Origin of the sequence: Streptomyces sp. NPDC057249, assembly GCF_042669245.1 — a bacterium.
GTDB lineage: Bacteria > Actinomycetota > Actinomycetes > Streptomycetales > Streptomycetaceae > Streptomyces.
The window spans coordinates 1-26,527 of record NZ_JBHUXS010000006.1 but is presented as its reverse complement, the minus strand read 5'-3'; the positions used below and the strand labels follow the sequence as shown (position 1 = coordinate 26,527).

Sequence of the window (26,527 nt, the reverse complement as noted above, 5' to 3'; positions counted from 1 at the left end):
TCCGCGCCCACCGGTCTCGCGTAGGCTCGAAAGAGTCAGATACCGCGACCGGGAAGTCACCGGGGGAGGGGGCCACCATGCTCATCGACACCTACGGCCGGGTCGCCACCGACCTGCGCGTCTCGCTCACCGACCGGTGCAACCTGCGCTGCACCTACTGCATGCCCGAGGAGGGCCTGCAGTGGCTGGCCAAGCCCGATCTCCTCAGCGACGACGAGATCGTCCGGCTCGTCCGCATCGCCGTCACCATGCTCGGCGTCACCGAGGTCCGCTTCACCGGCGGCGAACCGCTGCTGCGCCCCGGCCTCGTCTCCATCGTCCAGCGGTGCGCCGGGCTGGAGCCCCGCCCGAGGATGTCCCTCACCACCAACGGCATCGGGCTGAAGCGGACCGCCGCCGCCCTGAAGGACGCCGGCCTCGACCGGGTCAACGTCTCGCTCGACACCCTGCGGCCCGAGGTGTTCAAGACCCTCACCCGCCGCGACCGCCACCACGACGTGCTGGCCGGCCTGGCGGCCGCCCGCGACGCCGGGCTCACCCCCGTCAAGGTCAACACCGTCCTGATGCCCGGGCTCAACGACGACGAGGCCCCCGAGCTGCTCGCCTGGGCCGTCGAGCACGGTTACGAGCTCCGCTTCATCGAGCAGATGCCGCTGGACGCCCAGCACGGCTGGAAGCGCGACGGCATGATCACCGCGGGTGACATCCTCGCCTCCCTGCGCACCCGCTTCGACCTCACCCCCGAGGACGACGGCGAGCGCGGCTCCGCCCCCGCCGAGCGCTGGACCGTCGACGGGGGGCCGCACCGGGTCGGCGTCATCGCCTCCGTCACCCGCCCCTTCTGCCGGGCCTGCGACCGCACCCGCCTCACCGCCGACGGACAGGTCCGCACCTGCCTGTTCGCCCGCGAGGAGACCGACCTGCGCGCGGCGCTGCGCTCGGAGGCGCCCGACGAGGAGATCGCCCGGATCTGGAAGCAGGCGATGTGGGGCAAGAAGGCCGGATCCGGCCTTGACGACCCGAGCTTCCTCCAGCCCGACCGTCCGATGTCCGCGATCGGCGGCTGACCCCGCCCGGTCACGGGGACGCGGGGCGCGACTCCCACTCCGCCAGCGTCACCACGTCCTTGAGGAAGCCCCGCACCCCGAGGAACGAGGACAGGTGCTCCCGGTGCTCCTCGCAGGCCAGCCACGTCTTGCGGCGCTCCGGCGTGTGCAGCTTCGGGTTGTTCCAGGCCAGCACCCAGACGGCGTCGGCCCGGCAGCCCTTGGCCGAACACACGGGGGCGGGATTCTCGGCGGATTCCGGGGAGTTCACGGACTCAACCCTAGAGGGTGCCGGACGCGCGTTCCGACGCGGGAATGGCGACGCCGGGCAGCCACGGGGGGAGCTGCCCGGCGTCGGTCCGTCGCTCCGACGGGGGATGCGGAGCGCGTACAAAGTATGTCACGCAGACCCTGCCGCAGTGCACCGGAACTTCATGATTGATCTGAGCTTTTCTTGAGCTTGGGCCCGTTCCGGGCTCAGTCGTGCTCCGCCGCATCCGAAGACCGGAAACCGCGTCCGGACTGCGGTGAGGGCGTCGCCGCACCGGCTTCCAGAGCCGGGTACGACTGGGGCGGGAGCACGAATGTGGACGGCAGCGCGGGGCTGGTCTCGCGGCCCGCGTTGGCGATGACGACGGCCACGTACGGCAGCAGCACCCCCAGGCCGAGCGCGACGAACGCGATGTGCCGTTCCACGTTCCACAGGACCGCGGCGGCCACCACCGACACCGTGCGCACGCTCATCGAGATCACATACCGGCGCTGTCTGCCGCGCACGTCGTCCGCGAGCCCCTGCCGGGCCCCCGTGATCCGGAAGACCTCCGCACCACCCTGTTTGCGCACCACGTCCCCACCAACCTTCCCCGGACCCGGACCGGCCGCTCCTACGCTACGCCCGGCCCTCGCCCCGTACGAGACCGGGGCACGCCGTATGCGTACATTCCGCCTCGCCCCCACGGACCCGCACAACGTGCGGCGGGCCGCCGCAGCGTCGAGACTGGGCGGGACATGCGCGACACCGCGTCGCTCAAGGAGGCAGCATGGGCTGGTTGTGGGCAATCATCGTGGGCCTGGTGCTCGGACTGATCGCCAAGGCGATCCTGCCGGGCAAGCAGCAGATCCCTCTCTGGCTGACGGTCATCTGCGGCATGATCGGCAGCATCCTCGGAAATGCTGTCGCCACGTGGATCGGGGTCAACGACACCAAGGGCATCGACTGGACGCGCCATGTGCTCCAGCTCATCGGCGCGGTGGTGGTGGTCGGTGTCGGCGACATGCTGTACGCCTCGCTGAGGGGCAACAGACAGCGCACCTGAACCCCCTCCGGCACCCCCGGAACGGGCGGAGCGGCCGGACACGCGTGACGTGTCCGGCCGGGGCGCCCGCGGGCCGGGGCACGCGCCGCCGGCCGGCTCCACGATGGCCGCCAGGGTCTTCTTGCCCCGGCGCAGCACCAGCCAGCGCCCGTGCAGCAGCTCCTCGCGGGCCGGAGCGGCCTCGCCGTCGACGGCCTTGACGTTGTTCACGTACGCGCCGCCCTCCTTGACCGTGCGCCGCGCCCCCGACTTGCTCGGCGCCAGGCCGGCCTCCACCAGCAGGTCCACCAGCGGGCCCAGCTCGGTGACCCGGGCGAGCGGCACCTCGGACAGGGCGGCGCCCAGCGTCGCCTCGTCCAGCTCACCCAGCTCGCCCTGGCCGAACAGGGCCTTCGAGGCGGCGACGACGGCGGCGCACTGGTCCGCCCCGTGCACCAGCGTCGTCAGCTCCTCGGCCAGCGCGCGCTGCGCCGTCCGCGCCTGCGGGCGCTCCTCGGTGACCTTCTCCAGCTCCGCCAGCTCGGCCGGGGTCCGGAAGCTGAGGATGCGCATGTAGCGCGAGATGTCCCGGTCGTCCACGTTCAGCCAGAACTGGTAGAACGCGTACGGCGTCGTCATCCCGGCGTCGAGCCAGACGGCCCCGCCCTCCGACTTGCCGAACTTGGTGCCGTCCGCCTTCGTCATCAGCGGCGTCGCCAGCGCGTGCACCTCGGCGCCCGGCTCCAGGCGGTGGATCAGGTCCAGGCCGGCCGTGAGGTTGCCCCACTGGTCGCTGCCGCCCTGCTGGAGGGTGCAGCCGTAGCGGCGGTACAGCTCCAGGAAGTCCATGCTCTGGAGCAGCTGGTAACTGAACTCGGTGTAGCTGATGCCCTCGTCGGACTCCAGCCGGCGGGCGATGGACTCCTTGGTCAGCATCTTGTTGACCCGGAAGTGCTTGCCGACGTCCCGCAGGAACTCGATCGCGGACATCCCCGCGGTCCAGTCCAGGTTGTTCACCATGACCGCGGCGTTCTCGCCCTCGAAGGACAGGAACGGCTCGATCTGCGAACGCAGCCGGGCCACCCACCGGGCGACGGTCTCCGGGTCGTTCAGCGTGCGCTCGGCGGTCGGCCGGGGGTCACCGATCTGCCCGGTGGCCCCGCCCACCAGGGCGAGCGGCCGCAGGCCGGCCTGCTGGAGCCGGCGCATGGTGAGCACCTGCACCAGGTGGCCGACGTGCAGGCTGGCCGCGGTGGGGTCGTAGCCGCAATAGAACGTGACGGGACCGTCCGCGAGAGCCTTGCGCAATGCGTCCTCGTCGGTGGACTGGGCGAACAGCCCGCGCCACTTCAGCTCGTCGACGATGTCCGTCACGGTTCCTGTGCTCCTTACGGCAGTGAGTTGTACGGCTCAGTCTAGGCGGGTCACACGCCCCGGCTGACCGAGCTCATGTTGAAGTCCGGGATGCGCAGCGCGGGCATCGCGGCCCGGGTGAACCAGTCGCCCCACTCGCGCGGCAGCGTCTTCTCGGTGCGGCCCGCCTCGGTGGCCCGGGACAGCAGGTCGACGGGGGACTCGTTGAACCGGAAGTTGTTCACCTCGCCCACCACCTCGCCGTCCTCCACCAGGTACACCCCGTCCCGGGTCAGCCCGGTCAGCAGCAGCGTGGCCGGGTCCACCTCGCGGATGTACCAGAGGCAGGTCAGCAGCAGCGCGCGGCCGGTCGTCGCGGCGACCATCTCCTCCAGCGACCGGTCGCCCCCGCCCTCCAGGAGGAGGTTGTCGACCGCCGGGGCGAGCGGGAGCCCGGTCAGGGCCGCGGTGTGCCGGGTCGTCGTCAGCTGCTCCAGACGGCCGCCGGCGATCCAGTCGGTCCGGGCCAGCGGCAGCCCGTTGTCGAAGACCGAGGCGCCGTCCCCGGACGAGTGCGCGACGACGAAGGGCGCCGACTCCAGGCCCGGCGCGTGCGGGTCGCTGCGCAGGGTCAGCGGCAGCGGGGACAGCGTCTCGCCGAGCCGGGTGCCGCCCCCCGGCTTGGAGAACACCGTGCGGCCCTCCGCCGCGTCCCGTGCCGTGGAGGACCAGAGCTGGTAGATCAGCAGGTCGGCGACCGCGGTCGGGGGCAGCAGCGTCTCGTACCGCCCGGCGGGCAGCTCGATCCGGCGCTCCGCCCAGCCGAGCCGGCGCGCCAGCTCCGCGTCCATCTCCGCCGGGTCGACGTCCTTGAAGTCCCGCGTGGAGCGGCCCGCCCAGGCGGAACGGGTGCGGTCGGGCGACTTGGCGTTCAGCTCCAGCGTGCCGTTCGGCTGGTCGTGGCGCAGCCGCAGCCCCGTGGAGGTGCCGAGGTAGGTGGAGGTCATCTGGTGGTGGGCGAAGCCGTACAGCTCGCGCCCCCCGGCCCGGGCCCGGGCGAAGGCGTCCCCGAGGGCCGGGGCGAACGCGGCGAACACGTCGGAGTCCGTCTCGGCCGGCGCGTCCGTGAAGTCGGGCGACGCGGGCACCCCGGTGACCAGCGGCTGGGCGTCCTCGGCCGGCCCCGCGGCGCGCGCGGCGGCCTCGGCGGCCCGGACCAGCGGCTCCAGGTCGTCCGCGGTGACGGCGGCCCGGGAGACCACACCGGAGGCGGCGCCCTCGGCGCCGTCGACCGTGGCGACGACGGTCAGGGTCCGGCCCCGGGTGACCCCGTTGGTGGTCAGGGCGTTGCCGGCCCAGCGCAGATTGGCCGACGACTCCTCGTCCGCGATGACCACACAGCCGTCGGCGGTGGACAGTTCGAGCGCCCGTTCGACGATCTCGTACGGCTTGCTGACGCGGCTCATCGCCCGGCCTCCTGCGTCGTATTGAGGATGTTCACGCCCCGGAACAGGGCGGAGGGGCAGCCGTGCGAGACGGCCGCGACCTGGCCCGGCTGGGCCTTGCCGCAGTTGAAGGCGCCGCCCAGCACGTACGTCTGCGGGCCGCCGACCTTCTCCATCGAGCCCCAGAAGTCCGTCGTCGTCGCCTGGTACGCCACATCGCGCAGCTGCCCGGCCAGCCGGCCGTTCTCGATGCGGAAGAACCGCTGCCCGGTGAACTGGAAGTTGTACCGCTGCATGTCGATGGACCACGAGCGGTCCCCGACCACGTAGATCCCGCGCTCCACCCCGCCGATCAGATCCTCCGTGGAGAGCCCGCCCGGGTCCGGCCGCAACGACACGTTCGCCATGCGCTGCACGGGGACATGGCCGGGCGAGTCCGCGTAGGCGCAGCCGTTGGACCGGCCCAGGCCCGTGAGCTTCGCGATCCGGCGGTCCGTCTGGTAGCCCACCAGCGTCCCGTCCTTCACCAGGTCCCAGGACTGCGCCTCGACGCCCTCGTCGTCGTAGCCGATCGTCGCGAGCCCGTGCTCGGCGGTGCGGTCGCCCGTCACGTTCATCACGGGCGAGCCGTACGCCAGCTTCCCCAGCTGGTCGAACGTGGCGAACGACGTTCCCGCGTAAGCCGCCTCGTAACCCAGCGCCCGGTCCAGCTCGGTGGCGTGCCCGATCGACTCGTGGATCGTCAGCCACAGGTTGGACGGGTCCACGACCAGGTCGTACGTCCCCGCCTCCACACTCGGCGCCCGCATCTTCTCGGCCAGCAGCCCGGGAATGCGCTCCAGCTCGTCGGACCAGTCCCAGCCGGTCCCGGTCAGGTACTCCCAGCCGCGCCCCACCGGCGGCGCGATGGTGCGCATCGAGTCGAACTCGCCGGTCGCGGAGTCCACCGCCACGGCCGTGAACTCCGGGTGCAGCCGGACCCGCTGCTGCGTGGTGACCGTGCCCGCCGTGTCCGCGTAGAACTTGTTCTCGTGCACCGCCATCAGCGAGGCGTCCACATGTGCCACGCCCTCGGCCGCCAGCAGCCGCGCGCTCCACTCGGCGAGCAGCCCGGCCTTCTCCCCGGCGGGCACGTCGAAGGGGTCGACCTCGTACGCCGAGACCCAGGTGCGCTCCCCGTGCGAGGGCTCGTCCGCCAGCTCCACCCTCTCGTCGGAACCCGCCGCCGCGATCACCTTCGCCGACAGCTTCGCCATCGCGACGGCCTGCGAGGCGACCCGCGCCGCCGCGTCCATCGTCAGGTCGACGCCCGAGGCGAACCCCCAGGCCCCGCCGTGCACGACCCGGACCGCGTAACCGAGGTCGGTGGTGTCGGAGCCGCCGGCGGGCCGGGCGTCCCGCAGCCGCCAGGTGGCACTGCGCACCCGCTCGAACCGGAAGTCGGCGTGCGCCGCCCCGAGCGCCCGCGCCCGGGCGAGCGCCGCGTCGGCGAGGGCCCGTAGCGGAAGCGCCAGGAACGACTGATCTACCTCATGGGGCACGGGCGGCCTCTCCTTCGCGGTCACATACCCTCGGATGGTTCAGGACGCAGTGAAGCACGGCGCACGCTCCGTCGCGGAGGAATTGCCCCGGACGACCGGGTTCTCCGACTGTAGGAACCCGACAGTGCCCGGCCGAAGGCGCTGTCAGGGGCCGATTCCCCGCCGCGCGGACGGTACCGATAGGTTTCCGAGGTACCAGACCGCTAACGAAAGGGTGATCCGTTGAGCCGCTCGGTTCTCGTCACCGGAGGAAACCGGGGCATCGGCCTCGCCATCGCCCGCGCTTTCGCCGACAACGGCGACAAGGTCGCGATCACCTATCGTTCCGGCGAGCCGCCCGCCGAGCTCACCGAGGCCGGTGTTCTCGCGGTCCGTTGCGACATCACGGACCCCGAGCAGGTGGAGCAGGGCTACAAGGAGATCGAGGAGAAGCACGGCAACGTGGAGGTGCTGGTCGCCAACGCGGGCATCACCAGGGACCAGTTGCTGATGCGGATGTCCGAGGAGGACTTCACGTCCGTACTCGACACCAACCTCACCGGCACCTTCCGGGTCGTCAAGCGCGCCAACCGCGGCATGCTGCGCGCCAAGAAGGGCCGCGTCGTCCTGATCTCCTCCGTCGTCGGCCTCCTCGGATCGGCGGGCCAGGCCAACTACGCGGCCTCCAAGGCCGGTCTGGTCGGATTCGCCCGGTCCCTGGCGCGTGAGCTGGGCTCGCGGAACATCACTTTCAACGTCGTCGCGCCCGGCTTCGTCGACACCGACATGACGCAGGTGCTCACCGAGGAGCAGCGCAAGGGCATCGTGGCCCAGGTGCCGCTCGCGCGTTACGCGCAGCCCGAGGAGATCGCCGCCGCGGTGCGCTTCCTCGCCTCCGACGACGCGTCGTACATCACTGGAGCCGTCATCCCCGTTGACGGCGGATTGGGCATGGGTCACTGATCACCATGAGCGGAATTCTCGACGGCAAGCGCATCCTCATCACGGGTGTGCTGATGGAGTCGTCCATCGCGTTCCACACCGCCAAGGTGGCGCAGGAGCAGGGCGCGGAGGTCATCCTCACCGCGTTCCCGCGGCCCACCCTGACCGAGCGCATCGCCAAGAAGCTCCCGAAGCCCGCCAAGGTCATCGAGCTGGACGTGACCGACCAGGAGCACCTGGACCGCCTCGCCGGTCTGGTCCGCGACGAGCTGGGTTCGCTGGACGGCGTGGTGCACTCCATCGGCTTCGCGCCGCAGGACGCGCTCGGCGGCAACTTCCTCAACACCCCGTTCGAGTCGGTCTCCACGGCGATGCACGTCTCGGCGTTCTCGCTGAAGTCGCTCGCCATGGCGTGCAAGCCGCTGATGGGCGAGGGTGGCTCGATCGTCGGCCTCACCTTCGACGCGCAGTTCGCCTGGCCGCAGTACGACTGGATGGGCCCGGCCAAGGCCGCCCTGGAGGCCACCTCCCGCTACCTGGCCCGCGACCTGGGCCCGGACGGCATCCGCTGCAACCTCATCTCGGCCGGGCCGCTCGGCTCCATGGCCGCCAAGTCCATCCCGGGCTTCGACGGGCTCGCGGACGTGTGGAACACCCGCGCGCCGCTGGCCTGGGACATGAAGGACCCGGAGCCGGCCGGCCGCGGCGTCGTCGCGCTGCTCTCGGACTTCTTCCCGCGTACCACCGGCGAGATCATCCACGTCGACAGCGGCGTGCACATGATGGGCGCCTGACCCTCAGGTCCGTACGGTCCGGCCGCGCACCGCCCCCCGAAGCTCCGGGAGGCGGTGCGCGGCCGTTTCCGTCGCCCCCGGCGTACGCCCTCGCGGCGCTCAGGTCGAAAAGCCCGACGATCCACCGCAGAATGTGGAGGAACCGGACTTCCGGTCAGCCGTGGGGAGGAGATCGCCGTGCGTCGCACACCTCACCGGACCCGGTCCCTGCTGGCCTCCGGCACGGTCGTCGCCGCGCTGCTCGTCCCGGCCGGCCTGTACGCCGCCGGGCACGTCGGAGCAGCCGGTACGGCCGCACCGCCCGCGCCCAGCCCCGAACCGGCCGGCGCCGAGTGCCGCACGTCCGTCGAGGGCTCCCGGGTCGTCGCCTACTGCCACAACCCGTACCCCTCGGCCGACCGCGTCCAGCTGCACACCGAGTGCGCCCGCTGGTGGGACGTGGACGCGGACTCCAGGCCGGTCCCGGTCCCGCCGGGGCGCACGGTGCGCCTGACCGACCGCTGCTGGAAGGAAGTCGCCTCCGCGTGGGTCACCCACAGCGCGGCACCCGGGGCGTAGGGCCTGTCGTCAAACTGCCCCAGGCCCCTCAGACCCGGTCCGCCAGGCAGTTCAGCGCGTGGCTCGCGGCCTCCGTCGCCGCCGTCTCCGCGTCGCCCGCCCGGATCGCCTCGACCAGGCGGCCGTGGTCCATGTGGTTCTCCGGCCGCAGCTCCTGGCCGACGTCGCCGCGCAGATAGTCCCGCAGCAGGTCGCCCAGGTCCGCGTAGAGCCCCGTCAGCACGTCGTTGTGGGAAGCGGCCACCACGGCCAGGTGCAGCGTCGCGTCGGCGGCCACGAACGCCTCGGCGTCACCGGCCGCCCACGTCTCCTCGCGCCGCCGCATCAGCGCGTCCAGCTGCTTCAGGTCCCGGTCGGTGCGCCGGACCGCGGCGAGGCGCGCCGCCGAGGACTCCAGGGTCGACCGGAGCTCCGCGATGTGGCGCGGGTCCGCCGAGGCGAACCGGCGGTGCATCACCCCGGCCAGCTCACTGGTGGCGGCCACATAGGTGCCCGAGCCCTGCCGGATGTCCAGCAGCCCGTTGTGCGCGAGCGCCCGGACCGCCTCGCGGACCGTGTTGCGGGCCACCCCCAGCTGCTCGACCAGCTCGGGTTCGGTCGGGATGCGGGAACCCACCGGCCACTCGCCCGTGGTGATCTGGTTCCTCAGCTGGGCAATCACCTGGTCGGCGAGTGCCGAACGCCTCGGGGACGTCAGCGCCATGGTGCTCCTCGGTCGCAACGGCTCATGGACCCGATCCTCCCAGGCTTCCGGTGGGCGGACGGAATGGACAACCAATCATCCCATGATTCTATGATGGCTCCATGCGTGACGAAGAGACCACTCCCCAGACCGCGACCGGGACCCTGAGCCCGGGCGCCCCGGCAGCCACCCGCGCCGACGCCGCCGCACCGCGGACCGGGCCCGCGCCGTGGGCGCTGCGCCTGGTCGCCATCGGGCTCGTCCTCACCGCGCTCAACCTCCGCCCCGCCATCACCAGCCTCGGCGCCCTCCTCGAAGAGGTCCGGGACGGGCTGCACATGAGCGGCAGCGTCGCCGGGGTCCTCACCTCCGTGCCCCCGCTCTGCTTCGCCGTCTTCGGAGTCATGGCACCGCGCCTCGCCCGCCGCTTCGGCCCCGGTGCGGTGGTCTGCGCGGGCATGGTCGCCATCACGGCGGGCCTGGTGATCCGGCCCCTGGTCGGCGGCACCGCGGGCTTCCTCGCCGCCAGCGCCCTGGCCCTCATGGGCATCGCCGTCAGCAACGTCCTGATGCCGGTGATCGTCAAGCGCTGGTTCCCCGACCGCGTCGGCTCCATGACCGGGCTCTATTCCATGGCCCTGGCCCTCGGCACCTCGCTCGCCGCCGCCGTGACCGTGCCCCTCACCGACGCCATGGGCGGCAGCTGGAAGGCCGGCCTCGGCATCTGGGCCGTCCTGGCCGCCGCCGCGATCCTGCCCTGGATACCGCTCGTCCGGGACCGGGCCACCGCCCACGAGCCGGTCTCCGCCACCGCCCGGCCGCAGGCCCAGGAGCTCCGGATCACCCGCAGCCGGACCGCCTGGGCCCTCGCCTGCTTCTTCGGCCTCCAGGCCACCGCCGCGTACATCACCATGGGCTGGATGCCGCAGATCTTCCGGGACGCCGGGGTCTCCGCAGGCACCGCGGGCGTCCTGCTCGCGGTCACCATGGCCATGGGCGTCCCGCTCGCCTTCGTGATCCCGCGCGTCGCCGCCCGGATGCGCACCCAGGGGCCGATCGTCGTCTTCCTCGGCGCCTGCGGCCTCACCGGCTACGCGGGCCTGTACCTGGCCCCCTCCGGCGGCGCCTGGGCCTGGGCGCTGCTGCTGGGCATCTCGAACTGCGCGTTCCCGCTCGCCCTCACGATGATCGGCATGCGGGCCCGCAGCGGCGCCGGAGTGGTCCGGCTGTCCGCGTTCGCCCAGTCCACCGGCTACCTGATCTCCATCCCCGGGCCGCTCCTGGTCGGCGTGCTCTACCAGCACAGCGGCGGCTGGGGAGTGCCGATCGCGCTGATGGCCGCCCTGATGGTGCCGCAGATGGTCATGGGCGTCCTGGCCGGCCGGGACCGGACGATCGAGGACGAATCCTGAGATGCGAGACTGGGCCCATGTCACCTGTGCTCGATCCGAATCCCCAGAACGGTCAGAAGAAGCTGCTCCTCGTCTTCGGGGCCATGCTGCTGATCACGGTCGTCGTCGGCGTCATCGCCGCCATCGCGTCCCCGTGACGCCCCGGCCCGGCGATGGTGGGGCCAGCACCACCATCCCCTAGGGGGCCAGGGTCAGGGTGAAGTGGGTGGCCCACCGGATGGGAGCCGCGTCCCCGCCTCCGTAGGTTCTGAGTACCAGAACCGACCACCCACGGAGGCGGACATGCCGGCCCGTACGCACACCACCCGTCCGGAGCCGAGCGGCGTCGACGTGCGGCTGCCGTGGTGGGCCGTCGCGCTGCCCGCCGTCGCCTTCGCCGCGCTCCTGCTGCTGGTCGCCGGACCGGGCCAGGCGCAGGCCGCCACCGGGGAATCGGCGACCGGGCAGCTGCTGCGGCACCTCGTGGAGCTGCTGACCCGCTGACCTCCGCGGGCGGGGGCACGAAGCCTCCAACACCCTGCGCCAGCTGGCGCGTTTCATGCGAAGCTGAGGTGTATGAGCGCCGATACATCTCGCAGGATTGTCCTTCTCAGGCATGCCAAGGCGGAATGGTCGCAGGAGTCCGACCACGAGCGGCCGCTGGCCGAGCGCGGCCGCATGGAGGCCCCCATGGCGGGCCGCAAGCTGGCCGATTCCGGGATCGTCTTCGACCTGGCCCTCTGCTCGACCGCCGTCAGAACGCGTGAGACGTGGAAGCTGGCCGTGCACGAGATGCCCGAGCGCCCGAGGACCGTGTACGAGGAGCGGCTCTACGAGGCGTCGCTCGGCGAGCTGATCGCCCTGGTGAACGAGACCCCGGACGACGTCGCCGATCTGCTGGTCATCGGCCACAACCCCGGCATGCACGCGCTCGCCGATGCCCTCTCCGGCAGCGGCGAGGGCGACGCGCTCTCCCGGATGGCGCGCGGCGGCTTCCCGACCGCCGCCTTCGCCGTGGTCGGGTTCACCGGCTCCTGGAAGACCGTCGAGCACGGCGTCGGCCGGCTCGCCGAGTACTGGACCCCCAACGACTGACCCGCCGCCGTACGGGGAGGGCGGCGGAACCTACTCCACGAGGCCGTCGGCCGCCTCGACCTCCTCGCGGGTGACGCCGAGCAGATAGAGCACCGTGTCCAGGAACGGCACGTTCACGGCCGTGTGCGCCGCCTCGCGGACCACCGGCTTCGCGTTGAACGCGACCCCCAGCCCCGCCGTGTTCAGCATGTCCAGGTCATTGGCGCCGTCACCGATCGCCACCGTCTGCGCCAGCGGCACCCCCGCCTCGGCGGCGAAGCTCCGCAGCAGCCGGGCCTTGCCCGCCCGGTCCACGATGGCCCCGGTCACCCGGCCGGTGAGCTTCCCGTCCACGACCTCCAGCGTGTTGGCGGAGGCGAAGTCGAGCCCCAGGCGCTCCTTCAGGTCGTCCGTCACCTGCGTGAAACCGCCCGAGACGACGCCCACTTGGTAGCCGAGCCGCTTCAGCGTGCGGATCAGCGTCCGGGCCCCCGGCGTCAGCCGTACCTCGGAGCGGACCTTGTCCACCACGGACACGTCAAGACCCGCGAGCAGCGCCACCCGGGCGTGCAGTGACTGCTCGAAGTCCAGCTCGCCGCGCATCGCCCGCTCGGTCACCTCGGTGACCTCGGCCTCGCAGCCCGCGTGCGCCGCGAACAGCTCGATGACCTCGTCCTGGATCAGCGTCGAGTCGACGTCCATCACGACGAGCCGCTGCGCCCGGCGGCTCAGACCCGCCGAGACGACCGCCACGTCCACGCCGATGCCCGCGGCCTCCGGCGCCAGCGCGGTGCGCAGCTCCTCGGTCCCCGTACCGGACACCGCGAACTCGACGGCCGTGACGGGATACTTCGCCAGCCGGAAGATGCGGTCGATGTTCCCGCCGGTCGAGGTGATCCGGGCCGCTATGGCCGCCGTGGACTCCGCGGTCAGCGGGTGCCCCAGCACCGTGACATGGGAACGGCCGACGCCGCGCGGCCGGTTGTCGCCGGTGCCGGAGATGATCTCGGCCTGGAGCTTCAGCGACTCCGCCCAGCTGTGCACGGTGGCCCGCAGCTCGCCCTCGGTGGTCCCGCCCGCGGTGGGGGCGGTGACCAGCGCGCACAGGACGATGCGGCCCCGGGTCACGACCTGCTCGATGTCGACCACGTCGACCGAGTAGGCGGCGAGGGTGTCGAAGAGACCCGCGGTGATCCCGGGGCGGTCCTTCCCGAAGATCTTCACGAGAAGGGTCGGTACGTCCGGACCCTGCCGGGACGCGGCGGGCTCGGGAGACAGGGCGGGCTCAGGAGGCCGGGATACGCTCATGGTGCCTCCACCGTATCGGTCCCCGAGCGCTCCCAGGCAGCCCGTCCCGAGTGCCGGACACCCCGGGCACCCGCACCCGGTCCGTCCCCTTTCGCCTGGCCGCGCAGGTCTCGGTGAGGTCACCCTGGGCCGCCCGGCTTTCGTATCCGGGACTGCTCCTGGAATAGTTCCCCACGATGTTCAGCATCCCTAGACTCCCTGCGACGGGGGTAACACGGGGGACAACTAGTGGGGCGCGGAGTGCCGGAACTCGTACTGGAATTGAATGGCAGGACCTGGACGCTCGATCCGTCCAGGGCATACACCCTGGGGCGGGACCCTCAGGGGGACATGACGATCGACGACGCCAGAGTGTCGTGGCGGCACGCCACGATCAGCTGGAACGGCCGTAGTTGGTTCATCGAGGACCACGGCAGCACCAACGGCACGTACGTGCACGGCCAGCGGATCCACCAGCTGGAGATCGCGGCCGGCTCCACCGTGAACCTGGGCAACGCCACCGACGGACCCCGCCTGAGCCTGAGCGCCGCGGACGTCTACAGCGGCCGGGCCGCCGGCCCCGCGCAGCCGCAGCAGACCCCGCCGCACCAGCCCCAGCAGGGCGGACCGGGCTGGCAGCAGCCGGCCCCCCAGCAGCCGGCACCCCAGCAGCCCGTCCCGCAGCAGCAGGGCTGGCAGCAGCCCGCGCCGCAGCAGCCGCACGTGCCGCAGCAGGGCGGGGCCCCGGCACCGCCCGGGCCCGGCGTCGGCCCGGCGGGAGCCGCGCCGGTCTACGGGGACCGCAGCCCGACCACGTTCCACCAGCTGGCGCTCGGCCGGGTGATGCGGATCGGCCGTGCCCTGGAGAACGATCTCGTCGTCTCCGACCTCCAGGTCTCCCGGCACCACGCCGAGTTCCACGCGACGCCCGACGGCCGCTTCGAGATCCGCGACCTCGGCTCGCACAACGGCACGTACGTCAACGGCCAGCCGCTCTCCAAGTCCGGCTCGGCGCTCATCGGCCCGAACGACACCGTCGGTGTCGGCCACTCGACGTTCCGGCTCGTCGGCGACCGGCTGGAAGAGTTCGTCGACACCGGTGACGTCTCCTTCGCCGCCCGCCACCTCACGGTCACGGTCGACGGCGGCAAGCAGATCCTCAAGGACGTCTCGTTCGGTGTCCCCGAGAAGTCGCTCATCGGCGTCATCGGCCCGTCCGGTTCGGGGAAGTCCACCCTGCTCAAGGCGCTCACCGGCTACCGGCCCGCCAACCAGGGCGACGTCCTCTACGACAACCGGAACCTCTACAAGCAGTTCGCCGAACTGCGCCAGCGCATCGGCCTGGTCCCGCAGGACGACATCCTGCACAAGGAACTGACCGTCACCCGCGCGCTGAAGTACGCGGCCAAGCTCCGCTTCCCCGCGGACACCACCGAGGCCGAACGCCAGGCCCGGATACACGAGGTCCTGACCGAGCTCAAGCTCGACGTCCACAAGGACAAGAAGGTCACCTCGCTCTCCGGCGGCCAGCGCAAGCGCGTCTCCGTGGCGCTCGAACTGCTCACCAAGCCGTCGCTGATCTTCCTGGACGAGCCGACCTCCGGCCTCGACCCGGGCATGGACCGCGACGTGATGCAGCTGCTGCGCGGACTGGCCGACGACGGCCGCACCGTTCTGGTCGTCACGCACTCGGTGGCCGAGCTGGCCATCTGCGACAAGCTCCTGGTGATGGCGCCGGGCGGCGCCGTGGCCTACTTCGGCCCGCCGGACGAGGCGCTCAACTTCTTCGGCTACACCACCTGGGCCGACGTGTTCTCCGCGTTCGAGAACTACCGGGACTACGACTGGTCGGGCCGCTGGCGGGGTTCGCAGCACTACCAGATGTACGCCGCCGACATCGACGCCGCCGCCGTGCAGTCCGTACACATGCCGCCGCCGCAGCAGATGCGCCCGCCGAAGCCGCAGGGCTGGGGCACGCAGCTGTGGACGCTGATGCGCCGCTACCTGTCGGTGATCGGCTCCGACAAGGGCTTCATGGGTCTGATGGTGATCCTGCCCGCGGTGCTCGGCATCGTCAGCGTGGTGATCCCGTCGGACTACGGCCTGGCCCCGCCGAAGCCGCCGCACAAGTTCAACGGCGACGCCGGAACGATCATGCTGATCCTGACGATCGGCATGTGCTTCTCCGGCGCGGCCAACTCCGTACGCGAACTGATCAAGGAACGCGTCATCTACGAACGGGAACGGGCCACCGGCCTCTCCCGGTCCGCGTACCTGATGTCCAAGGTGATCGTCCTCGGCCTGATCACGGCCCTCCAGGGCGTCATCATCTGCGGCATCGGCTTCGCCACCCGCGATCTGCCCGAAGAGGGCCTGATCATGCCGCCGGCCGTCGAGCTGTGCCTGACGGTCATCGCGCTCGGCTTCACCTCGATGATGTTCGGCCTGGTCATCTCCTCGCTGGTGAAGACCGCCGAGAAGACCATGCCGCTGCTGGTCATGTTCGCGATCGTCCAGGTCGTCTTCACCGGCATCCTCTTCCAGGTGTACGGATCGCCCGGCCTGGAGCAGTTCGCCTGGCTGATGCCGTCCCGCTGGGCCATCGCCGGCGCCGGCTCGACGCTGGACCTGGCCCACCTCATGCCGCCGTGGGACCAGAACAACCCCACCGACCTGGACCCGCTCTGGGAGCACTCGGTGAGCCAGTGGGGGATCAACATCTCGGTCCTGCTGCTCATCGGCGTCGTCTGCGGCTTCGCGGTCGCGCGGCTGCTGCGCCGCCACGAGCCCGAGGTCATGCGCAAGTAACCGGCCCGGACACGCGCCGAAGGGCGGCACCCGCGCGGGGTGCCGCCCTTCGGCGTCTGCCGTCGGCGCTACGGATCGCGGCGGATCAGTACGCGCTGTTGACGTTGTCGATCGAGCCGTACTTGTCGGCGGCGTAGTTGGCCGACGCGGTGATGTTGGCGACCGGGTCGTACTGCGTGTGCGGGGTGCCCGGCACGTGGTAGTAGTCGAAGGTCGGCTTGATGATCTGGAGCAGACCGATCGACGGCACGCCGTTCTGGGCGTTGATGTCCCAGTCGTTGATGGCGTTCGGGTTGCCGCTGGACTCACGGATGATGTTGCGGTGCAGGCCCTCGTACGTGCCCGGGATGCCCTTCTTGTGCATGATGTCGAGGGACTCCCGAATCCAGCCGTCCAGGTTGTTGGCGTACATGTGCGTACGCGCGGAAGAGCGGTTGGCGCGCGACTCGGACGTGTGGGACTTGGCCTTGGTGTGCGACTTGGCCTTGGCCTTCTTCTTCGGCTCGGCCTTCTTCTCGGCCTTCTCCGCCTTGGCCTCGGCCTTCTTCTTCACCGCGGCGGCCTTCTCGGCCTTGGCGGCGTCGGCGGCCTTGACCAGCTTCTCGGCGGTCGAGTGCTGCTGGATGACGCTGTCCTGGATCGCCCGGGCCTGCTTGGAGTGCGCGGAGTCGAAGAGGACCGGGGAGGCGGAGAGAGCCTGCGGTTCGGTCTCGGCCTCGGCGTGACCGGGCACCAGGGACAAGGAGAGTGCAGCGGCGGCGACGGCGGAGACGCCGGCGGCGGAGAGCTTCTGGGTCTTGTTCAGGTTACGGAGACGGCCGGTGAAGCGGGACGCGGACATACAGGCTTACCTCTTCGAATTCGGGGGGTCCTCACGGAGGACGAAGACGGGAGCGACTGCGCATCTCCGTCGGGGACGAGCTCAATTCTTAGCGGCGGCAAAATGCCGTGGCAAAGGTGTGACGTACGAAGCCGGGTAGTGGAATGGCGGGCGGTTTGCCGGGTTCGCTCCCAGGTCATCACCACCCAAATCGCCCTTTTCGCTCCACTAGGCGGCTTCGTAAGTGACCTGGGCCCTATGCCCGGCCTCACACCGGGCAGGCGCCTGCCTCGCTCTGCGTTGCCGAAGCAATGCGGAATGCGACGTTCCGGACCGGGGTTCGCGGGTCCGTGCCGGCCCCGGGCGCAGACCACCGCCGCAGGTCCTAGTCCCTCCGCCCCGGTCCCCGGCCGCCTCCGGTCCGATACGGGGCGCGGAACCCGCCGGTACGGTGAGGCGCATGAGCCACCGACCGCCCTCCGGCCTCGCCGCCGTCAGCGCCGCGCTGCTCGCCATGAGCCGCCACCTGGAGGTACGGGACGTCCTGAAGACGATCGTCGCCTCGGCCCGCGAACTCCTGGACGCCGAGTACGCCGCCCTCGGCGTCCCCGACGACCACGGCGGCTTCGCCCAGTTCGTCGTGGACGGCGTCAGCGACGAACAGTGGAAGGCCATCGGCCCGCTGCCCCGGCAGCACGGCATCCTCGCCGCGATGCTCCACGGCGCGAAGACCGAGCGCCTCGCCGACGTCCGCAAGGACCCCCGCTTCGAGGGCTGGCCCAGCACCCACCCCGACATGTCCGACTTCCTCGGCCTCCCCATCCGGGACGGCGACGAGACCATCGGCGCGCTCTTCCTCGCCAACAAGAGGTGCCCCAAGCCCGAGGGCGTCTGCGGATTCACCGCCGAGGACGAGGAACTGCTCTCGATCCTCGCCCAGCACGCGGCCATCGCCCTCACCAACGCCCGCCTCTACGAACGCAGCCGCGAGCTCACCATCGCCGAGGAGCGCTCCCGCCTCGCCCACGAGCTGCACGACGCGGTCAGCCAGAAGCTCTTCTCGCTCCGGCTCACCGCCCAGGCCGCCACCGCCCTGGTCGACCGCGACCCGGCCCGCGCCAAGGGGGAGCTCCAGCAGGTCGCCGCCCTCGCCGCCGAGGCCGTGGACGAGCTGCGCGCCGCCGTCGTGGAGCTGCGCCCGGCCGCCCTGGACGAGGACGGCCTCGTCGCCACCCTCCGCACCCAGGTCCAGGTCCTCGACCGGGCCCACACCGCCCGGGTCACCTTCGCCGGTGCCGGCGTCCGGGCCCTGCCCGCCGCCCAGGAGGAAGCGCTGCTCCGGGTCACCCAGGAGGCCCTGCACAACGCCCTGCGCCACGCGGACGCGGACCACGTCGACGTCACCCTCGCCCGCCGCGACGGCGCCACGGTGCTGCGCGTCACCGACGACGGCCGGGGCTTCGAACCGGCCGCCACCCGCCGGGCCGGGCGCCACCTGGGCCTGGTGTCGATGCGGGACCGGGCGAGCGGCGTCGGCGGCAGCCTGACCGTCGAGTCCGAGCCCGGCAAGGGCACCACGATCGAGATGGAGATCCCCGGTGGCTGACAGGATCATCAGGGTGCTGCTCGTCGACGACCACCAGGTCGTCCGCCGCGGCCTGCGCACGTTCCTGGAGATCCAGGACGACATCGAGGTGGTCGGCGAGGCGGCCGACGGCGCCGAGGGCGTGGCCAGGACGGAGGAGCTGCGGCCCGACGTCGTACTGATGGACATCAAGATGCCCGGCACCGACGGCATCGAGGCGCTGCGCCGCCTCCGCGAGCTGGAGAACCCGGCCAAGGTGCTGATCGTCACCAGCTTCACCGAGCAGCGGACCGTCGTCCCCGCCCTGCGCGCCGGCGCCTCCGGCTACGTGTACAAGGACGTCGACCCGGACGCCCTGGCCGGAGCCATCCGCTCGGTGCACGCCGGACACGTCCTGCTCCAGCCCGAGGTGGCCGGGGCGCTGCTGGCCCAGGACGAGCCGGGCACCGGCACCGGCCGGGGGAGCACCCTCACCGAACGCGAACGGGAAGTGCTCGGCCTGATCGCCGACGGCCGGTCCAACCGGGAGATCGCACGGGCCCTGGTCCTGTCCGAGAAGACGGTCAAGACCCACGTCTCGAACATCCTCATGAAGCTCGACCTGGCCGACCGCACCCAGGCAGCGCTCTGGGCGGTCCGCCACGGAGCGGCGGGCTGAGACGGGCGAGCGGGAGACCGCGCCCGGACCGGGCGCCCGGTCCGGGCGCCCCGGGGCGCCCGCGCCCCCCGACAGCGCCTACCGCGCCCGCTCCTCCACGTACGCGTTGTACGCCGCCACCTGCGCCCGCCGCGCGACCCGCTCCACGGGCCGCAGGGCCTCGCCCCGCGCCGCCATCTCCGACGCGCTCACCGCACCGCCGTGCCCGTTCTCGTACGCCACCGAGATCAGCAGCCCCACCCGCTGGGCCAGCTCAAGGACCCTCACCGCCCTCGGCGGGTACCCGGGGGCCAGCACCTCGCGCCCCCGCTCCGCCCGCGCCCGGTACGCGTCCACCGCCGCCTCGGCCACCGGCCCCGAGCCGGCCACGTCGAGCCGGGTCAGCAGCGCCGTCGCGTCCCGCAGCGCCTCGGCCAGCTCCCGTTCCGCCTCGCCCAGCGAGGGCACGTCGGCCGGCGGAGCCTCCCGGACGGCCAGGCAGTGCCACACCACGTCCACGTGCACATCACCGGCCGGGCCCGCCTCGCGCACCTCGGGCACCAGCCCGTACGGCGCGCCGAAGGTGACGACCGCCTCCTCCGCCTCCAGCGCCCGGGCGTTGAAATCGGCCGGACCGCTCAGCCCCAGCGGGTGCCCCGGCACCGGCAGCGCGACCCGGAAGCCGCTCACCCCCAGCGCCCGCAGCCGCCCCAGCGCGAACGTCAGCCCGACCGGACCGGCCTCACCCGGCAGCCCCTCGACGCGGTGCACCGCGTCCTCCCCGACGATGGCGAGCGCCGCGTCGTCCGGCGACACGAGCCCCGCCAGCAACGCGTTCCCCCAGGCGGCCAGCAGCCCTGAACGTGGTTCCGAAAGCATGCGGACAGCTTAGGGGGCCCCTTGTGGGGGCAGGGCCGGTCACGGCCGGGTCCGTGACGGCGGGCCCAGCGCCGCCGGTACTCGCGCGGTGGCGTAGGTTTTCCCTGGGAGCTGTGCCCACAGGCACGCGACGATCTCGACACTGCATGGGGAGACAACGCGCTCATGAGCGATGTACTGGAGCTGGTGGACGTATCCGTGGTCCGCGACGGACGCGCTCTGGTGGACGACGTCTCCTGGTCGGTCAAGGAGGGGGAGCGCTGGGTCATCCTCGGCCCCAACGGCGCCGGCAAGACCACCCTGCTCAACATCGCGTCCAGCTACCTCTTCCCCACCAAGGGCAGCGTCAGCGTCCTCGGCGAGCGCCTCGGCGGCGTCGGCACCGACGTCTTCGACCTGCGCCCCCGCATCGGCATCGCGGGCGTCGCCCTGGCCGAGAAGCTGCCCCGCCGCCAGACGGTCCTCCAGACGGTGCTCACCGCCGCCTACGGCATGACCGCCACCTGGAACGAGAACTACGACAAGGTGGACGAGGACCGCGCCCGCGCCTTCCTCGACCGGCTCGGGATGACCGAGTACCTCGACCGGAAGTTCGGCACCCTCTCCGAAGGCGAGCGCAAGCGCACGCTGATCGCCCGCGCCATGATGACCGACCCCGAGCTCCTCCTCCTGGACGAGCCCGCCGCCGGTCTCGACCTCGGCGGCCGCGAGGACCTGGTCCGCCGCCTCGGCCGGCTGGCCCGCGACCCGTACGCGCCCTCCATGATCATGGTGACCCACCACGTCGAGGAGATCGCCCCCGGCTTCACCCACGTCCTGATGATCCGGCAGGGCAAGGTGCTCGCCGCCGGCCCCATGGAGACCGAGCTCACCTCCCGCAACCTCTCCCTCTGCTTCGGCCTGCCCCTCGTCGTCGAGCACCAGGGCGACCGCTACACCGCCCGCGGACTGCCGCTCGGCTAGGCGTTGTTGCCCGGTTGCGCCCTGTCCGTAGGGGTGCATGCGGTCCTACCATGACCACGTGGACATCGACGCGTGGGTGTGGTGGCTGATCGGCGCGGTGGGACTGGGCATTCCGCTCGTCCTGACCGCGATGCCCGAGTTCGGCATGTTCGCCGTGGGGGCCGTCGCCGCCGCGGTCGTCGCGGCCCTCGGCGGCGGAATCGTCGCCCAGGTCCTGGTCTTCGTCATCGTCTCCGTGGCGCTGACGGCCGTGGTGCGCGTGATCGCGGGGCGGCAGCGCGCGGACCGGGCCCCCGTGCACGCGACCGGCATCGACGCACTGAAGGGCCGTCAGGCCGTCGTCCTGGAACGGGTGACCGGCGGCGGTGGCCGCATCAAACTGGCCGGTGAGGTCTGGTCAGCGCGCGCATTCGACACCGGATTCAGCTACGAGCCCGGCCAGCAGGTCGACGTCGTGGACATCGACGGGGCGACGGCCATCGTCATGTGACCGAACTGCCCCCACACCAAGGCGCGTTCTGTCAGACTCGATGACGATCATCAACCGAAGGGCACGAGGAAACGATGCAACCGATCATCATCGTCCTGATCATTCTGGTGGTGCTCGTCTTCATCGCCCTGATCAAGACGATCCAGGTCATCCCGCAGGCCAGCGCCGCCATCGTGGAACGCTTCGGCCGGTACACCCGCACCCTCAACGCGGGCCTGAACATCGTCGTCCCGTTCATCGACTCGATCCGCAACCGGATCGACCTGCGCGAGCAGGTCGTGCCCTTCCCGCCGCAGCCCGTCATCACCCAGGACAACCTGGTCGTCAACATCGACACCGTCATCTACTACCAGGTGACCGACGCCCGGGCCGCGACGTACGAGGTCGCCAGCTACATCCAGGCCATCGAGCAGCTCACCGTCACCACCCTCCGCAACATCATCGGCGGCATGGACCTGGAACGGACCCTCACCTCCCGCGAGGAGATCAACGCGGCCCTGCGCGGCGTCCTCGACGAGGCCACCGGCAAGTGGGGCATCCGCGTCAACCGCGTCGAGCTCAAGGCGATCGAGCCGCCCACCTCCATCCAGGACTCGATGGAGAAGCAGATGCGCGCCGATCGCGACAAGCGCGCCGCCATCCTCCAGGCCGAGGGCACCCGCCAGTCCGCGATCCTCACCGCCGAGGGCGAGAAGCAGTCCGCGATCCTGCGCGCCGAGGGTGAGGCCAAGGCCGCCGCCCTGCGCGCGGAGGGCGAGGCCCAGGCCATCCGCACGGTCTTCGAGTCCATCCACGCCGGCGACCCGGACCAGAAGCTGCTCTCGTACCAGTACCTCCAGATGCTGCCGAAGATCGCCGAGGGCGACGCGAACAAGCTCTGGATCGTCCCCAGCGAGATCGGCGACGCCCTCAAGGGCCTCAGCGGCGCCTTCGGCAACCTCCCCACCGGCGCCCCCGGCTTCAACACCGGCAAGGAACGGCGAGAGGAACCCCCGGTCGACTGACGTGTACACCCCCCGTGCATGATTCGGTGCAGCAAGCACCGATCACGCACGGGGGATACGCCATGTCCATCTGGGAGATGCTCGCCGTCTTCACCGCGGGGATCAGCGCCGGAGCGATCAACACGATCGTCGGCTCCGGCACACTCATCACCTTCCCCGTCCTGCTGGCCACCGGCCTGCCCCCGGTCACCGCCACCGTCTCCAACGCGCTCGGCCTGATCCCCGGCTCCATCAGCGGCGCGATCGGCTACCGCAAGGAACTCGAAGGCCAGCGCTCCCGCGTCCTCAAACTCTCCGTGGGCGCCCTCATCGGCGGCCTCACCGGCGCCACCCTGCTCCTGGCCCTGCCCTCCACCGCCTTCGAGACCATCGTCCCGGTCCTGGTCGCCCTGGCCCTGGTCCTGGTCATCCTGCAACCGCGCATCAGCAAGGCCGTCCAGGACCGGCGCGCCCGCACCGGGGCGTCCGCCCACCCCGACGGCGGCCCGCTGCTCTCCATCGGCCTGACCCTCGCCAGCGTCTACGGCGGATACTTCACGGCCGCCCAGGGGATCATTTACCTCTCCCTCATGGGCATGCTGGTGGACGACACCATGCAGCGTCTCAACGCCGTCAAGAACGTCCTCGCCGCCGTCGTCAACAGCATCGCCGCGCTGTTCTTCCTCTTCGTCGCCGACTTCGACTGGACCGCCGTCCTCCTGATCGCGGTGGGGTCCGCCATCGGCGGCCAGATCGGCGCCAAGGTCGGCCGCCGCCTCAGCCCCGCCCTGCTGCGCGCCCTCATCGTCACCGTCGGCACGGTCGCCATCGTCCAGCTGCTGCTCCGCTGAACGGCCGAGGCCCGCCTCCCCGGGGGAGACGGGCCTCGCTCACCTCGACGTCGCGCGTACGGCGGCTACGCCGCGCTACGCGCCAGCCACTCCGGCAGCGCCGACCGGTCACCGGCCCCCAGCGCCAGCAGCATCGCCTCCGCGGGGGAGGGCACGAAGGGCTTCCGCAGCAGCGGCATCCCCGCCTGCTCCGGCGTACGGTCCGCCTTGCGGTGGTTGTCCTCCGCGCACGAGGCCACCGTGTTGAGCCAGGTGTCCTGCCCGCCCTGCGCCCTCGGCACCACGTGGTCGACGGTGCTGGCCCGCTTCCCGCAGTACGCGCACCGGTGCTGGTCCCTGACCAGGACGCCCCTTCTGGACCACGGCGCCTGTCTTCGGAACGGCACCCGTACGTACCGGCAGAGCCTGATCACCCGGGGCACCGGGATGTCCACATCGGCACCGCGCATCCGGAGGCCGGGGTGGGACTGCTCGACGACGGCCTTGTCCTGAAGGATCAGCACCACCGCGCGGTTCAACGTCACCGTCGACAGCGGCTCGAAGCTCGCGTTGAGTACCAGCGTGTCCCGCATCCCGCCCACCTCCCGTGTGCCGGCCGCCCCCTGGCAGGCCCGGATCAACTCTGGCCCCGGCACGCCGTGATGGACAACGCATTAAAAAGTGCCCTGCCCTGATCTCTCCAAGACCGGGGCAGGGCAAACGGATGCGGGCGTTTTGGTACTCAGGCGTTTTCGGCGGGCTCCGCGTACTCGGTGACCAGCTGGGCCCGGCCCAGGGTGTGGAACCGCAGATTGAATCCGACCACCGCGGGCGAGGCGTCGCTGTCGGGGCCCAGCTTCTCGCTGTCCACCGCGTACACCGTGAACACGTAGCGGTGGTTCTCCCCGGCCGGCGGGGCGGCTCCGCCGAAGTCCTTGGTCCCGTAGTCGTTGCGCGCGTGCACGGCGCCGGCGGGCAGCCCTTCGAACGTCCCGCCGCCCGCGCCGGCCGGCAGCTCCGTGACCGACGCGGGAATGTCGAAGAGCACCCAGTGCCAGAACCCGCTGCCGGTGGGGGCGTCGGGGTCGAAGCACGTCACCGCGAAGCTCTTCGTCTCCGCCGGGAAGCCCTCCCACCGCAGCTGCGGCGAGGTGTTCCCCGCCGCGTAGACCTGCGCGTCCGGGAGCACGGCACCCGGGGCGACGTCCTCGCTCACCACGGTGAACGAGGGAACCTCCGGATGGAAGTCGTGCGGCAGCGGCGCCCTCTTCGGCTCGGTCACGTCAGCACCTCTCTGTCGGCTCTGTCGGATGACGCTTCCGACCCTAGAGCCAGTTGCGCTGACCGCCGACCTGCGCCAGCCACTGGTTCAGGTATGCCGCCCAGTCGGTCTCCTGGAAGTTGTGCAGACCGACCTTGAAGGCGCGGTACGAGTCGCTGCCCTCGCTGAACAGACCCGCCTTCTTGTCCATCTCCAGGATGACGTCCATCTCGCGGTCGTCCGCGACGAACGACAGCTCCACCTGGTTGAGACCCCGGTACTGCTGGGGCGGGTGGAACTCGATCTCCTGGTAGAACGGCAGCCGCTGCCGCGTACCGCGGATGTGGCCGCGCTCCATGTCGGCGCTGCGGAAGCTGAAGCCGAGCCGGCCGAAGGCGTCGAGGATGGCCTCCTGGGCCGGCAGCGGGTGCACGTTGATCGGGTCGAGGTCGCCGGAGTCCAGCGCCCGCGCGATCTCCAGCTCGGTCGTCACCCCGATGTTCATGCCGTGCAGGTGCTGGCCCGCGAACATGGTGATCGGCGTCTCCCAGGGGATCTCCAGGCCGAACGGCACCACGTGCACCGCCCCCGCCTGCACCTGGAACGCCCCGCCGACGCGCATCTTGGTGAACTCGATGTCCTGCTTGGTCTCCTGGTCCTGGCCCTCGACCTCGACCCGGGCCTGGAGGCCCACGGAGAGCCCCTCGATCTGCTGGTCGACGGAGCCGCCCTGGATTCGCACCTCGCCCTGGACGACCCCGCCGGGGACGACGTTGACCTCGGTCAGCTCCGTCTCCACCGAGGCGCCGCCGGCACCCATGCTCGCGAGCAGCCGCTTGAAGCCCATGTTTTCTCCTCCTAGGTCCTGACCCCTACATACGCGCGACGACCGTAGTCGGTTCCCAGTAACCTCGAACCTCATGATCGATGGTCCGGACCGTACGCCGCTGACGCGGGACTTCTTCGACCGCCCCGTACTGGAGGTGGCGCCCGACCTTCTCGGCCGCACCCTGGTCCGCAGCACCCCGGAGGGCCCGATCGCCCTGCGCCTCACGGAGGTGGAGGCGTACGCGGGCGAGATCGACCCGGGCTCCCACGCCTTCCGGGGCCGGACGCGGAGGAACGACGCGATGTACGGCCCGCCGGGCCACGCGTACGTCTACTTCACGTACGGCATGTGGCACTGCATGAACCTGGTGTGCGGCCCCGAGGGCAGGGCGAGTGGGGTGCTGCTCCGGGCCGGCGAGATCTTCGAGGGCGCCGAGCTGACGCGTAAACGTCGACTTTCGGCCCGCAATGACCGAGAACTGGCCAAAGGCCCGGCCCGCCTCGCGACCGCCCTGGACATCGGCCGTGCGCTGGACGGCACCGACGCCATCGCCCACGAGGGCGCCGAGCTGTCCGTCCTCCACGGCACCCCGCCCCCGGGTGACCAGGTGCGCAACGGTCCGCGGACCGGAGTGGGCGGGGACGGGGCGGTGCATCCGTGGCGGTTCTGGATCGACGGGGACCCCACGGTGAGCCCGTACCGCGCCCATGTGCCGCGCCGCAGGTCAACTTGACTCGCTCGGGTGGGGCCCCTAATGTTGTCCGAGTCGCTTGACACGGGTATAGCTGTTGGTTCGGTCCATCGGATCGAGAGCCGCACACACCTGAAGCGGCCAACCACTACCTACGATTCACCCTCAGAGGGTGCGCTTTTCGGCATGCCGGAATTCGTTCCCACTGACTCGATTATGAGTAACCGAGGGAATCCGCTAAAGTAGTGGACACGCCGAAAGGCGAAAAAGAAAGACCCGCTTCGACCGGGAATCGGACACGAAAGAGTCTGATAGAGTCGGAAACGCAAGACCGAAGGGAAGCGCCCGGAGGAAAGCCCCAGAA

Annotated in this window: 28 protein-coding genes and 1 pseudogene; 17 read left to right on the top strand and 12 right to left on the bottom strand. The window is 71.2% G+C overall.

Going from position 1 to position 26,527, the window contains the following annotated elements; translation table 11 throughout:
• Positions 1-77: 77 nt before the first annotated feature.
• Positions 78-1,067 (top strand): GTP 3',8-cyclase MoaA, encoded by a 990-nt coding sequence (gene moaA, locus ACFUJY_RS12950; RefSeq protein ID WP_383298129.1) that lies wholly within the window; start codon positions 78-80, stop codon positions 1,065-1,067.
• Between the two features lie 10 nt (positions 1,068-1,077).
• Here moaA and ACFUJY_RS12945 read toward each other — a convergent pair whose 3' ends face one another.
• On the bottom strand, positions 1,078-1,317 hold the full coding sequence (locus tag ACFUJY_RS12945; protein WP_361030976.1) for a hypothetical protein: 240 nt from the start codon (positions 1,315-1,317) through the stop codon (positions 1,078-1,080).
• Positions 1,318-1,523: 206 nt separating this feature from the next.
• The gene (locus ACFUJY_RS12940; protein ID WP_383298128.1) at positions 1,524-1,892 is read right to left on the bottom strand and encodes a DUF3099 domain-containing protein; all 369 of its coding nucleotides are present in this window, start codon (positions 1,890-1,892) and stop codon (positions 1,524-1,526) included.
• Positions 1,893-2,086: 194 nt separating this feature from the next.
• Here ACFUJY_RS12940 and ACFUJY_RS12935 point away from each other — a divergent pair, with 194 nt between their 5' ends.
• A complete protein-coding gene (locus tag ACFUJY_RS12935; RefSeq protein ID WP_383298628.1) occupies positions 2,087-2,362 on the top strand; it encodes a GlsB/YeaQ/YmgE family stress response membrane protein in 276 nt (91 codons plus the stop codon).
• Positions 2,363-2,449: 87 nt separating this feature from the next.
• Here ACFUJY_RS12935 and tyrS read toward each other — a convergent pair.
• From tyrS to ACFUJY_RS12920, 3 genes and pseudogenes are all read right to left on the bottom strand, one after another.
• Positions 2,450-3,715: pseudogene (gene tyrS / locus ACFUJY_RS12930) on the bottom strand (tyrosine--tRNA ligase); the annotation flags it as partial.
• A 50-nt stretch (positions 3,716-3,765) separates the two neighbouring features.
• Entirely contained in the window at positions 3,766-5,160 is a 1,395-nt protein-coding gene (locus ACFUJY_RS12925) for a metallopeptidase TldD-related protein (protein WP_383298127.1), read from the bottom strand.
• Positions 5,157-6,680, bottom strand: coding sequence for a TldD/PmbA family protein (locus tag ACFUJY_RS12920; protein ID WP_383298125.1), 1,524 nt, complete (start codon positions 6,678-6,680; stop codon positions 5,157-5,159). The genes ACFUJY_RS12925 and ACFUJY_RS12920 overlap by 4 nt, the downstream gene beginning before the upstream one ends.
• A gap of 222 nt (positions 6,681-6,902) precedes the next feature.
• Between ACFUJY_RS12920 and fabG the strand changes: the two genes are divergently transcribed.
• The 3 genes from fabG to ACFUJY_RS12905 all read left to right on the top strand — a co-directional run bounded on the left by fabG (position 6,903) and on the right by ACFUJY_RS12905 (position 8,953).
• Positions 6,903-7,622 carry a 3-oxoacyl-[acyl-carrier-protein] reductase gene (fabG, locus tag ACFUJY_RS12915; protein WP_383298123.1) on the top strand — a complete coding sequence of 240 codons (720 nt, stop codon included), beginning with the start codon at positions 6,903-6,905 and terminating at the stop codon, positions 7,620-7,622.
• 5 nt (positions 7,623-7,627) lie between these two features.
• Complete coding sequence (gene fabI, locus ACFUJY_RS12910; protein ID WP_383298121.1) at positions 7,628-8,395, top strand: enoyl-ACP reductase FabI; 768 nt, start codon at positions 7,628-7,630, stop codon at positions 8,393-8,395.
• Between the two features lie 177 nt (positions 8,396-8,572).
• Positions 8,573-8,953: a hypothetical protein gene (locus ACFUJY_RS12905; protein ID WP_383298119.1), complete on the top strand. Its 381-nt coding sequence runs from the start codon at positions 8,573-8,575 to the stop codon at positions 8,951-8,953.
• 28 nt (positions 8,954-8,981) lie between these two features.
• Here ACFUJY_RS12905 and ACFUJY_RS12900 read toward each other — a convergent pair whose 3' ends face one another.
• Positions 8,982-9,656, bottom strand: coding sequence for a FadR/GntR family transcriptional regulator (locus ACFUJY_RS12900; RefSeq protein WP_383298117.1), 675 nt, complete (start codon positions 9,654-9,656; stop codon positions 8,982-8,984).
• 101 nt (positions 9,657-9,757) lie between these two features.
• Between ACFUJY_RS12900 and ACFUJY_RS12895 the strand changes: the two genes are divergently transcribed.
• The 4 genes from ACFUJY_RS12895 (at position 9,758) to ACFUJY_RS12880 (ending at position 12,121) form a co-directional block, all read left to right on the top strand.
• Entirely contained in the window at positions 9,758-11,047 is a 1,290-nt protein-coding gene (locus ACFUJY_RS12895) for a CynX/NimT family MFS transporter (protein ID WP_383298116.1), read from the top strand.
• A gap of 26 nt (positions 11,048-11,073) precedes the next feature.
• Entirely contained in the window at positions 11,074-11,184 is a 111-nt protein-coding gene (locus tag ACFUJY_RS12890; protein WP_260697003.1) for an SGM_5486 family transporter-associated protein, read from the top strand.
• A 145-nt stretch (positions 11,185-11,329) separates the two neighbouring features.
• The gene (locus tag ACFUJY_RS12885) at positions 11,330-11,530 is read left to right on the top strand and encodes a hypothetical protein (RefSeq protein WP_383298114.1); all 201 of its coding nucleotides are present in this window, start codon (positions 11,330-11,332) and stop codon (positions 11,528-11,530) included.
• Between the two features lie 72 nt (positions 11,531-11,602).
• Positions 11,603-12,121 (top strand): SixA phosphatase family protein, encoded by a 519-nt coding sequence (locus tag ACFUJY_RS12880; protein ID WP_383298112.1) that lies wholly within the window; start codon positions 11,603-11,605, stop codon positions 12,119-12,121.
• Positions 12,122-12,151: 30 nt separating this feature from the next.
• Here ACFUJY_RS12880 and serB read toward each other — a convergent pair whose 3' ends face one another.
• On the bottom strand, positions 12,152-13,408 hold the full coding sequence (gene serB, locus ACFUJY_RS12875) for a phosphoserine phosphatase SerB (RefSeq protein ID WP_383298110.1): 1,257 nt from the start codon (positions 13,406-13,408) through the stop codon (positions 12,152-12,154).
• A gap of 228 nt (positions 13,409-13,636) precedes the next feature.
• Between serB and ACFUJY_RS12870 the strand changes: the two genes are divergently transcribed.
• Positions 13,637-16,195, top strand: coding sequence for an FHA domain-containing protein (locus ACFUJY_RS12870; protein ID WP_383298108.1), 2,559 nt, complete (start codon positions 13,637-13,639; stop codon positions 16,193-16,195).
• Positions 16,196-16,280: 85 nt separating this feature from the next.
• Here the strand turns inward: ACFUJY_RS12870 and ACFUJY_RS12865 are convergent, their stop codons facing one another.
• On the bottom strand, positions 16,281-17,036 hold the full coding sequence (locus ACFUJY_RS12865; RefSeq protein WP_383298106.1) for a transglycosylase SLT domain-containing protein: 756 nt from the start codon (positions 17,034-17,036) through the stop codon (positions 16,281-16,283).
• 439 nt (positions 17,037-17,475) lie between these two features.
• Here ACFUJY_RS12865 and ACFUJY_RS12860 point away from each other — a divergent pair, with 439 nt between their 5' ends.
• Both ACFUJY_RS12860 and ACFUJY_RS12855 read left to right on the top strand, forming a co-directional pair.
• Complete coding sequence (locus ACFUJY_RS12860; protein ID WP_383298104.1) at positions 17,476-18,621, top strand: GAF domain-containing sensor histidine kinase; 1,146 nt, start codon at positions 17,476-17,478, stop codon at positions 18,619-18,621.
• Complete coding sequence (locus ACFUJY_RS12855) at positions 18,614-19,258, top strand: response regulator transcription factor (RefSeq protein WP_073968438.1); 645 nt, start codon at positions 18,614-18,616, stop codon at positions 19,256-19,258. Before ACFUJY_RS12860 ends, ACFUJY_RS12855 begins: the two co-directional genes overlap by 8 nt.
• Before the next feature lie 78 nt (positions 19,259-19,336).
• On the opposite strand, the gene ACFUJY_RS12850 is transcribed toward ACFUJY_RS12855, so the two are convergent.
• A complete protein-coding gene (locus ACFUJY_RS12850; protein ID WP_365685903.1) occupies positions 19,337-20,116 on the bottom strand; it encodes a hypothetical protein in 780 nt (259 codons plus the stop codon).
• A 165-nt stretch (positions 20,117-20,281) separates the two neighbouring features.
• Between ACFUJY_RS12850 and ACFUJY_RS12845 the strand changes: the two genes are divergently transcribed.
• The 4 genes from ACFUJY_RS12845 (at position 20,282) to ACFUJY_RS12830 (ending at position 23,403) form a co-directional block, all read left to right on the top strand.
• Positions 20,282-21,079, top strand: coding sequence for an ABC transporter ATP-binding protein (locus ACFUJY_RS12845; RefSeq protein ID WP_383298101.1), 798 nt, complete (start codon positions 20,282-20,284; stop codon positions 21,077-21,079).
• Positions 21,080-21,137: 58 nt separating this feature from the next.
• Positions 21,138-21,569: an NfeD family protein gene (locus ACFUJY_RS12840; protein ID WP_164401002.1), complete on the top strand. Its 432-nt coding sequence runs from the start codon at positions 21,138-21,140 to the stop codon at positions 21,567-21,569.
• Positions 21,570-21,643: 74 nt separating this feature from the next.
• Positions 21,644-22,573, top strand: a complete 930-nt coding sequence (locus ACFUJY_RS12835) for an SPFH domain-containing protein (RefSeq protein WP_383298099.1) — start codon at positions 21,644-21,646, stop codon at positions 22,571-22,573.
• 62 nt (positions 22,574-22,635) lie between these two features.
• Positions 22,636-23,403, top strand: a complete 768-nt coding sequence (locus ACFUJY_RS12830; protein WP_383298098.1) for a sulfite exporter TauE/SafE family protein — start codon at positions 22,636-22,638, stop codon at positions 23,401-23,403.
• Positions 23,404-23,468: 65 nt separating this feature from the next.
• Here the strand turns inward: ACFUJY_RS12830 and ACFUJY_RS12825 are convergent, their stop codons facing one another.
• The 3 genes from ACFUJY_RS12825 to ACFUJY_RS12815 form a co-directional block, all read right to left on the bottom strand.
• Positions 23,469-23,975: an HNH endonuclease gene (locus tag ACFUJY_RS12825; RefSeq protein WP_073968443.1), complete on the bottom strand. Its 507-nt coding sequence runs from the start codon at positions 23,973-23,975 to the stop codon at positions 23,469-23,471.
• 149 nt (positions 23,976-24,124) lie between these two features.
• A complete protein-coding gene (locus ACFUJY_RS12820) occupies positions 24,125-24,664 on the bottom strand; it encodes a YbhB/YbcL family Raf kinase inhibitor-like protein (RefSeq protein WP_383298096.1) in 540 nt (179 codons plus the stop codon).
• Between the two features lie 43 nt (positions 24,665-24,707).
• Positions 24,708-25,490 carry a sporulation protein gene (locus ACFUJY_RS12815; protein ID WP_383298094.1) on the bottom strand — a complete coding sequence of 261 codons (783 nt, stop codon included), beginning with the start codon at positions 25,488-25,490 and terminating at the stop codon, positions 24,708-24,710.
• Positions 25,491-25,563: 73 nt separating this feature from the next.
• On the opposite strand from ACFUJY_RS12815, the gene ACFUJY_RS12810 reads away from it, so the two are divergent.
• Entirely contained in the window at positions 25,564-26,205 is a 642-nt protein-coding gene (locus tag ACFUJY_RS12810; protein WP_383298092.1) for a DNA-3-methyladenine glycosylase, read from the top strand.
• The last annotated feature ends 322 nt before the right edge of the window (positions 26,206-26,527 follow it).

Excerpts from the sequence above, each read along its gene's own strand:
- moaA (WP_383298129.1), top strand. The coding sequence starts at position 78 with ATGCTCATCGACACCTACGGCCGGGTCGCCACCGACCTGCGCGTCTCG.
- ACFUJY_RS12935 (WP_383298628.1), top strand. The coding sequence starts at position 2,087 with ATGGGCTGGTTGTGGGCAATCATCGTGGGCCTGGTGCTCGGACTGATC.
- ACFUJY_RS12925 (WP_383298127.1), bottom strand. The coding sequence starts at position 5,160 with ATGAGCCGCGTCAGCAAGCCGTACGAGATCGTCGAACGGGCGCTCGAA.
- fabI (WP_383298121.1), top strand. The coding sequence starts at position 7,628 with ATGAGCGGAATTCTCGACGGCAAGCGCATCCTCATCACGGGTGTGCTG.
- ACFUJY_RS12900 (WP_383298117.1), bottom strand. The coding sequence starts at position 9,656 with ATGGCGCTGACGTCCCCGAGGCGTTCGGCACTCGCCGACCAGGTGATT.
- ACFUJY_RS12895 (WP_383298116.1), top strand. The coding sequence starts at position 9,758 with ATGCGTGACGAAGAGACCACTCCCCAGACCGCGACCGGGACCCTGAGC.
- ACFUJY_RS12885 (WP_383298114.1), top strand. The coding sequence starts at position 11,330 with ATGCCGGCCCGTACGCACACCACCCGTCCGGAGCCGAGCGGCGTCGAC.
- ACFUJY_RS12880 (WP_383298112.1), top strand. The coding sequence starts at position 11,603 with ATGAGCGCCGATACATCTCGCAGGATTGTCCTTCTCAGGCATGCCAAG.
- serB (WP_383298110.1), bottom strand. The coding sequence starts at position 13,408 with ATGAGCGTATCCCGGCCTCCTGAGCCCGCCCTGTCTCCCGAGCCCGCC.
- ACFUJY_RS12865 (WP_383298106.1), bottom strand. The coding sequence starts at position 17,036 with ATGTCCGCGTCCCGCTTCACCGGCCGTCTCCGTAACCTGAACAAGACC.
- ACFUJY_RS12860 (WP_383298104.1), top strand. The coding sequence starts at position 17,476 with ATGAGCCACCGACCGCCCTCCGGCCTCGCCGCCGTCAGCGCCGCGCTG.
- ACFUJY_RS12850 (WP_365685903.1), bottom strand. The coding sequence starts at position 20,116 with ATGCTTTCGGAACCACGTTCAGGGCTGCTGGCCGCCTGGGGGAACGCG.
- ACFUJY_RS12845 (WP_383298101.1), top strand. The coding sequence starts at position 20,282 with ATGAGCGATGTACTGGAGCTGGTGGACGTATCCGTGGTCCGCGACGGA.
- ACFUJY_RS12835 (WP_383298099.1), top strand. The coding sequence starts at position 21,644 with ATGCAACCGATCATCATCGTCCTGATCATTCTGGTGGTGCTCGTCTTC.
- ACFUJY_RS12830 (WP_383298098.1), top strand. The coding sequence starts at position 22,636 with ATGTCCATCTGGGAGATGCTCGCCGTCTTCACCGCGGGGATCAGCGCC.
- ACFUJY_RS12825 (WP_073968443.1), bottom strand. The coding sequence starts at position 23,975 with ATGCGGGACACGCTGGTACTCAACGCGAGCTTCGAGCCGCTGTCGACG.
- ACFUJY_RS12815 (WP_383298094.1), bottom strand. The coding sequence starts at position 25,490 with ATGGGCTTCAAGCGGCTGCTCGCGAGCATGGGTGCCGGCGGCGCCTCG.
- ACFUJY_RS12810 (WP_383298092.1), top strand. The coding sequence starts at position 25,564 with ATGATCGATGGTCCGGACCGTACGCCGCTGACGCGGGACTTCTTCGAC.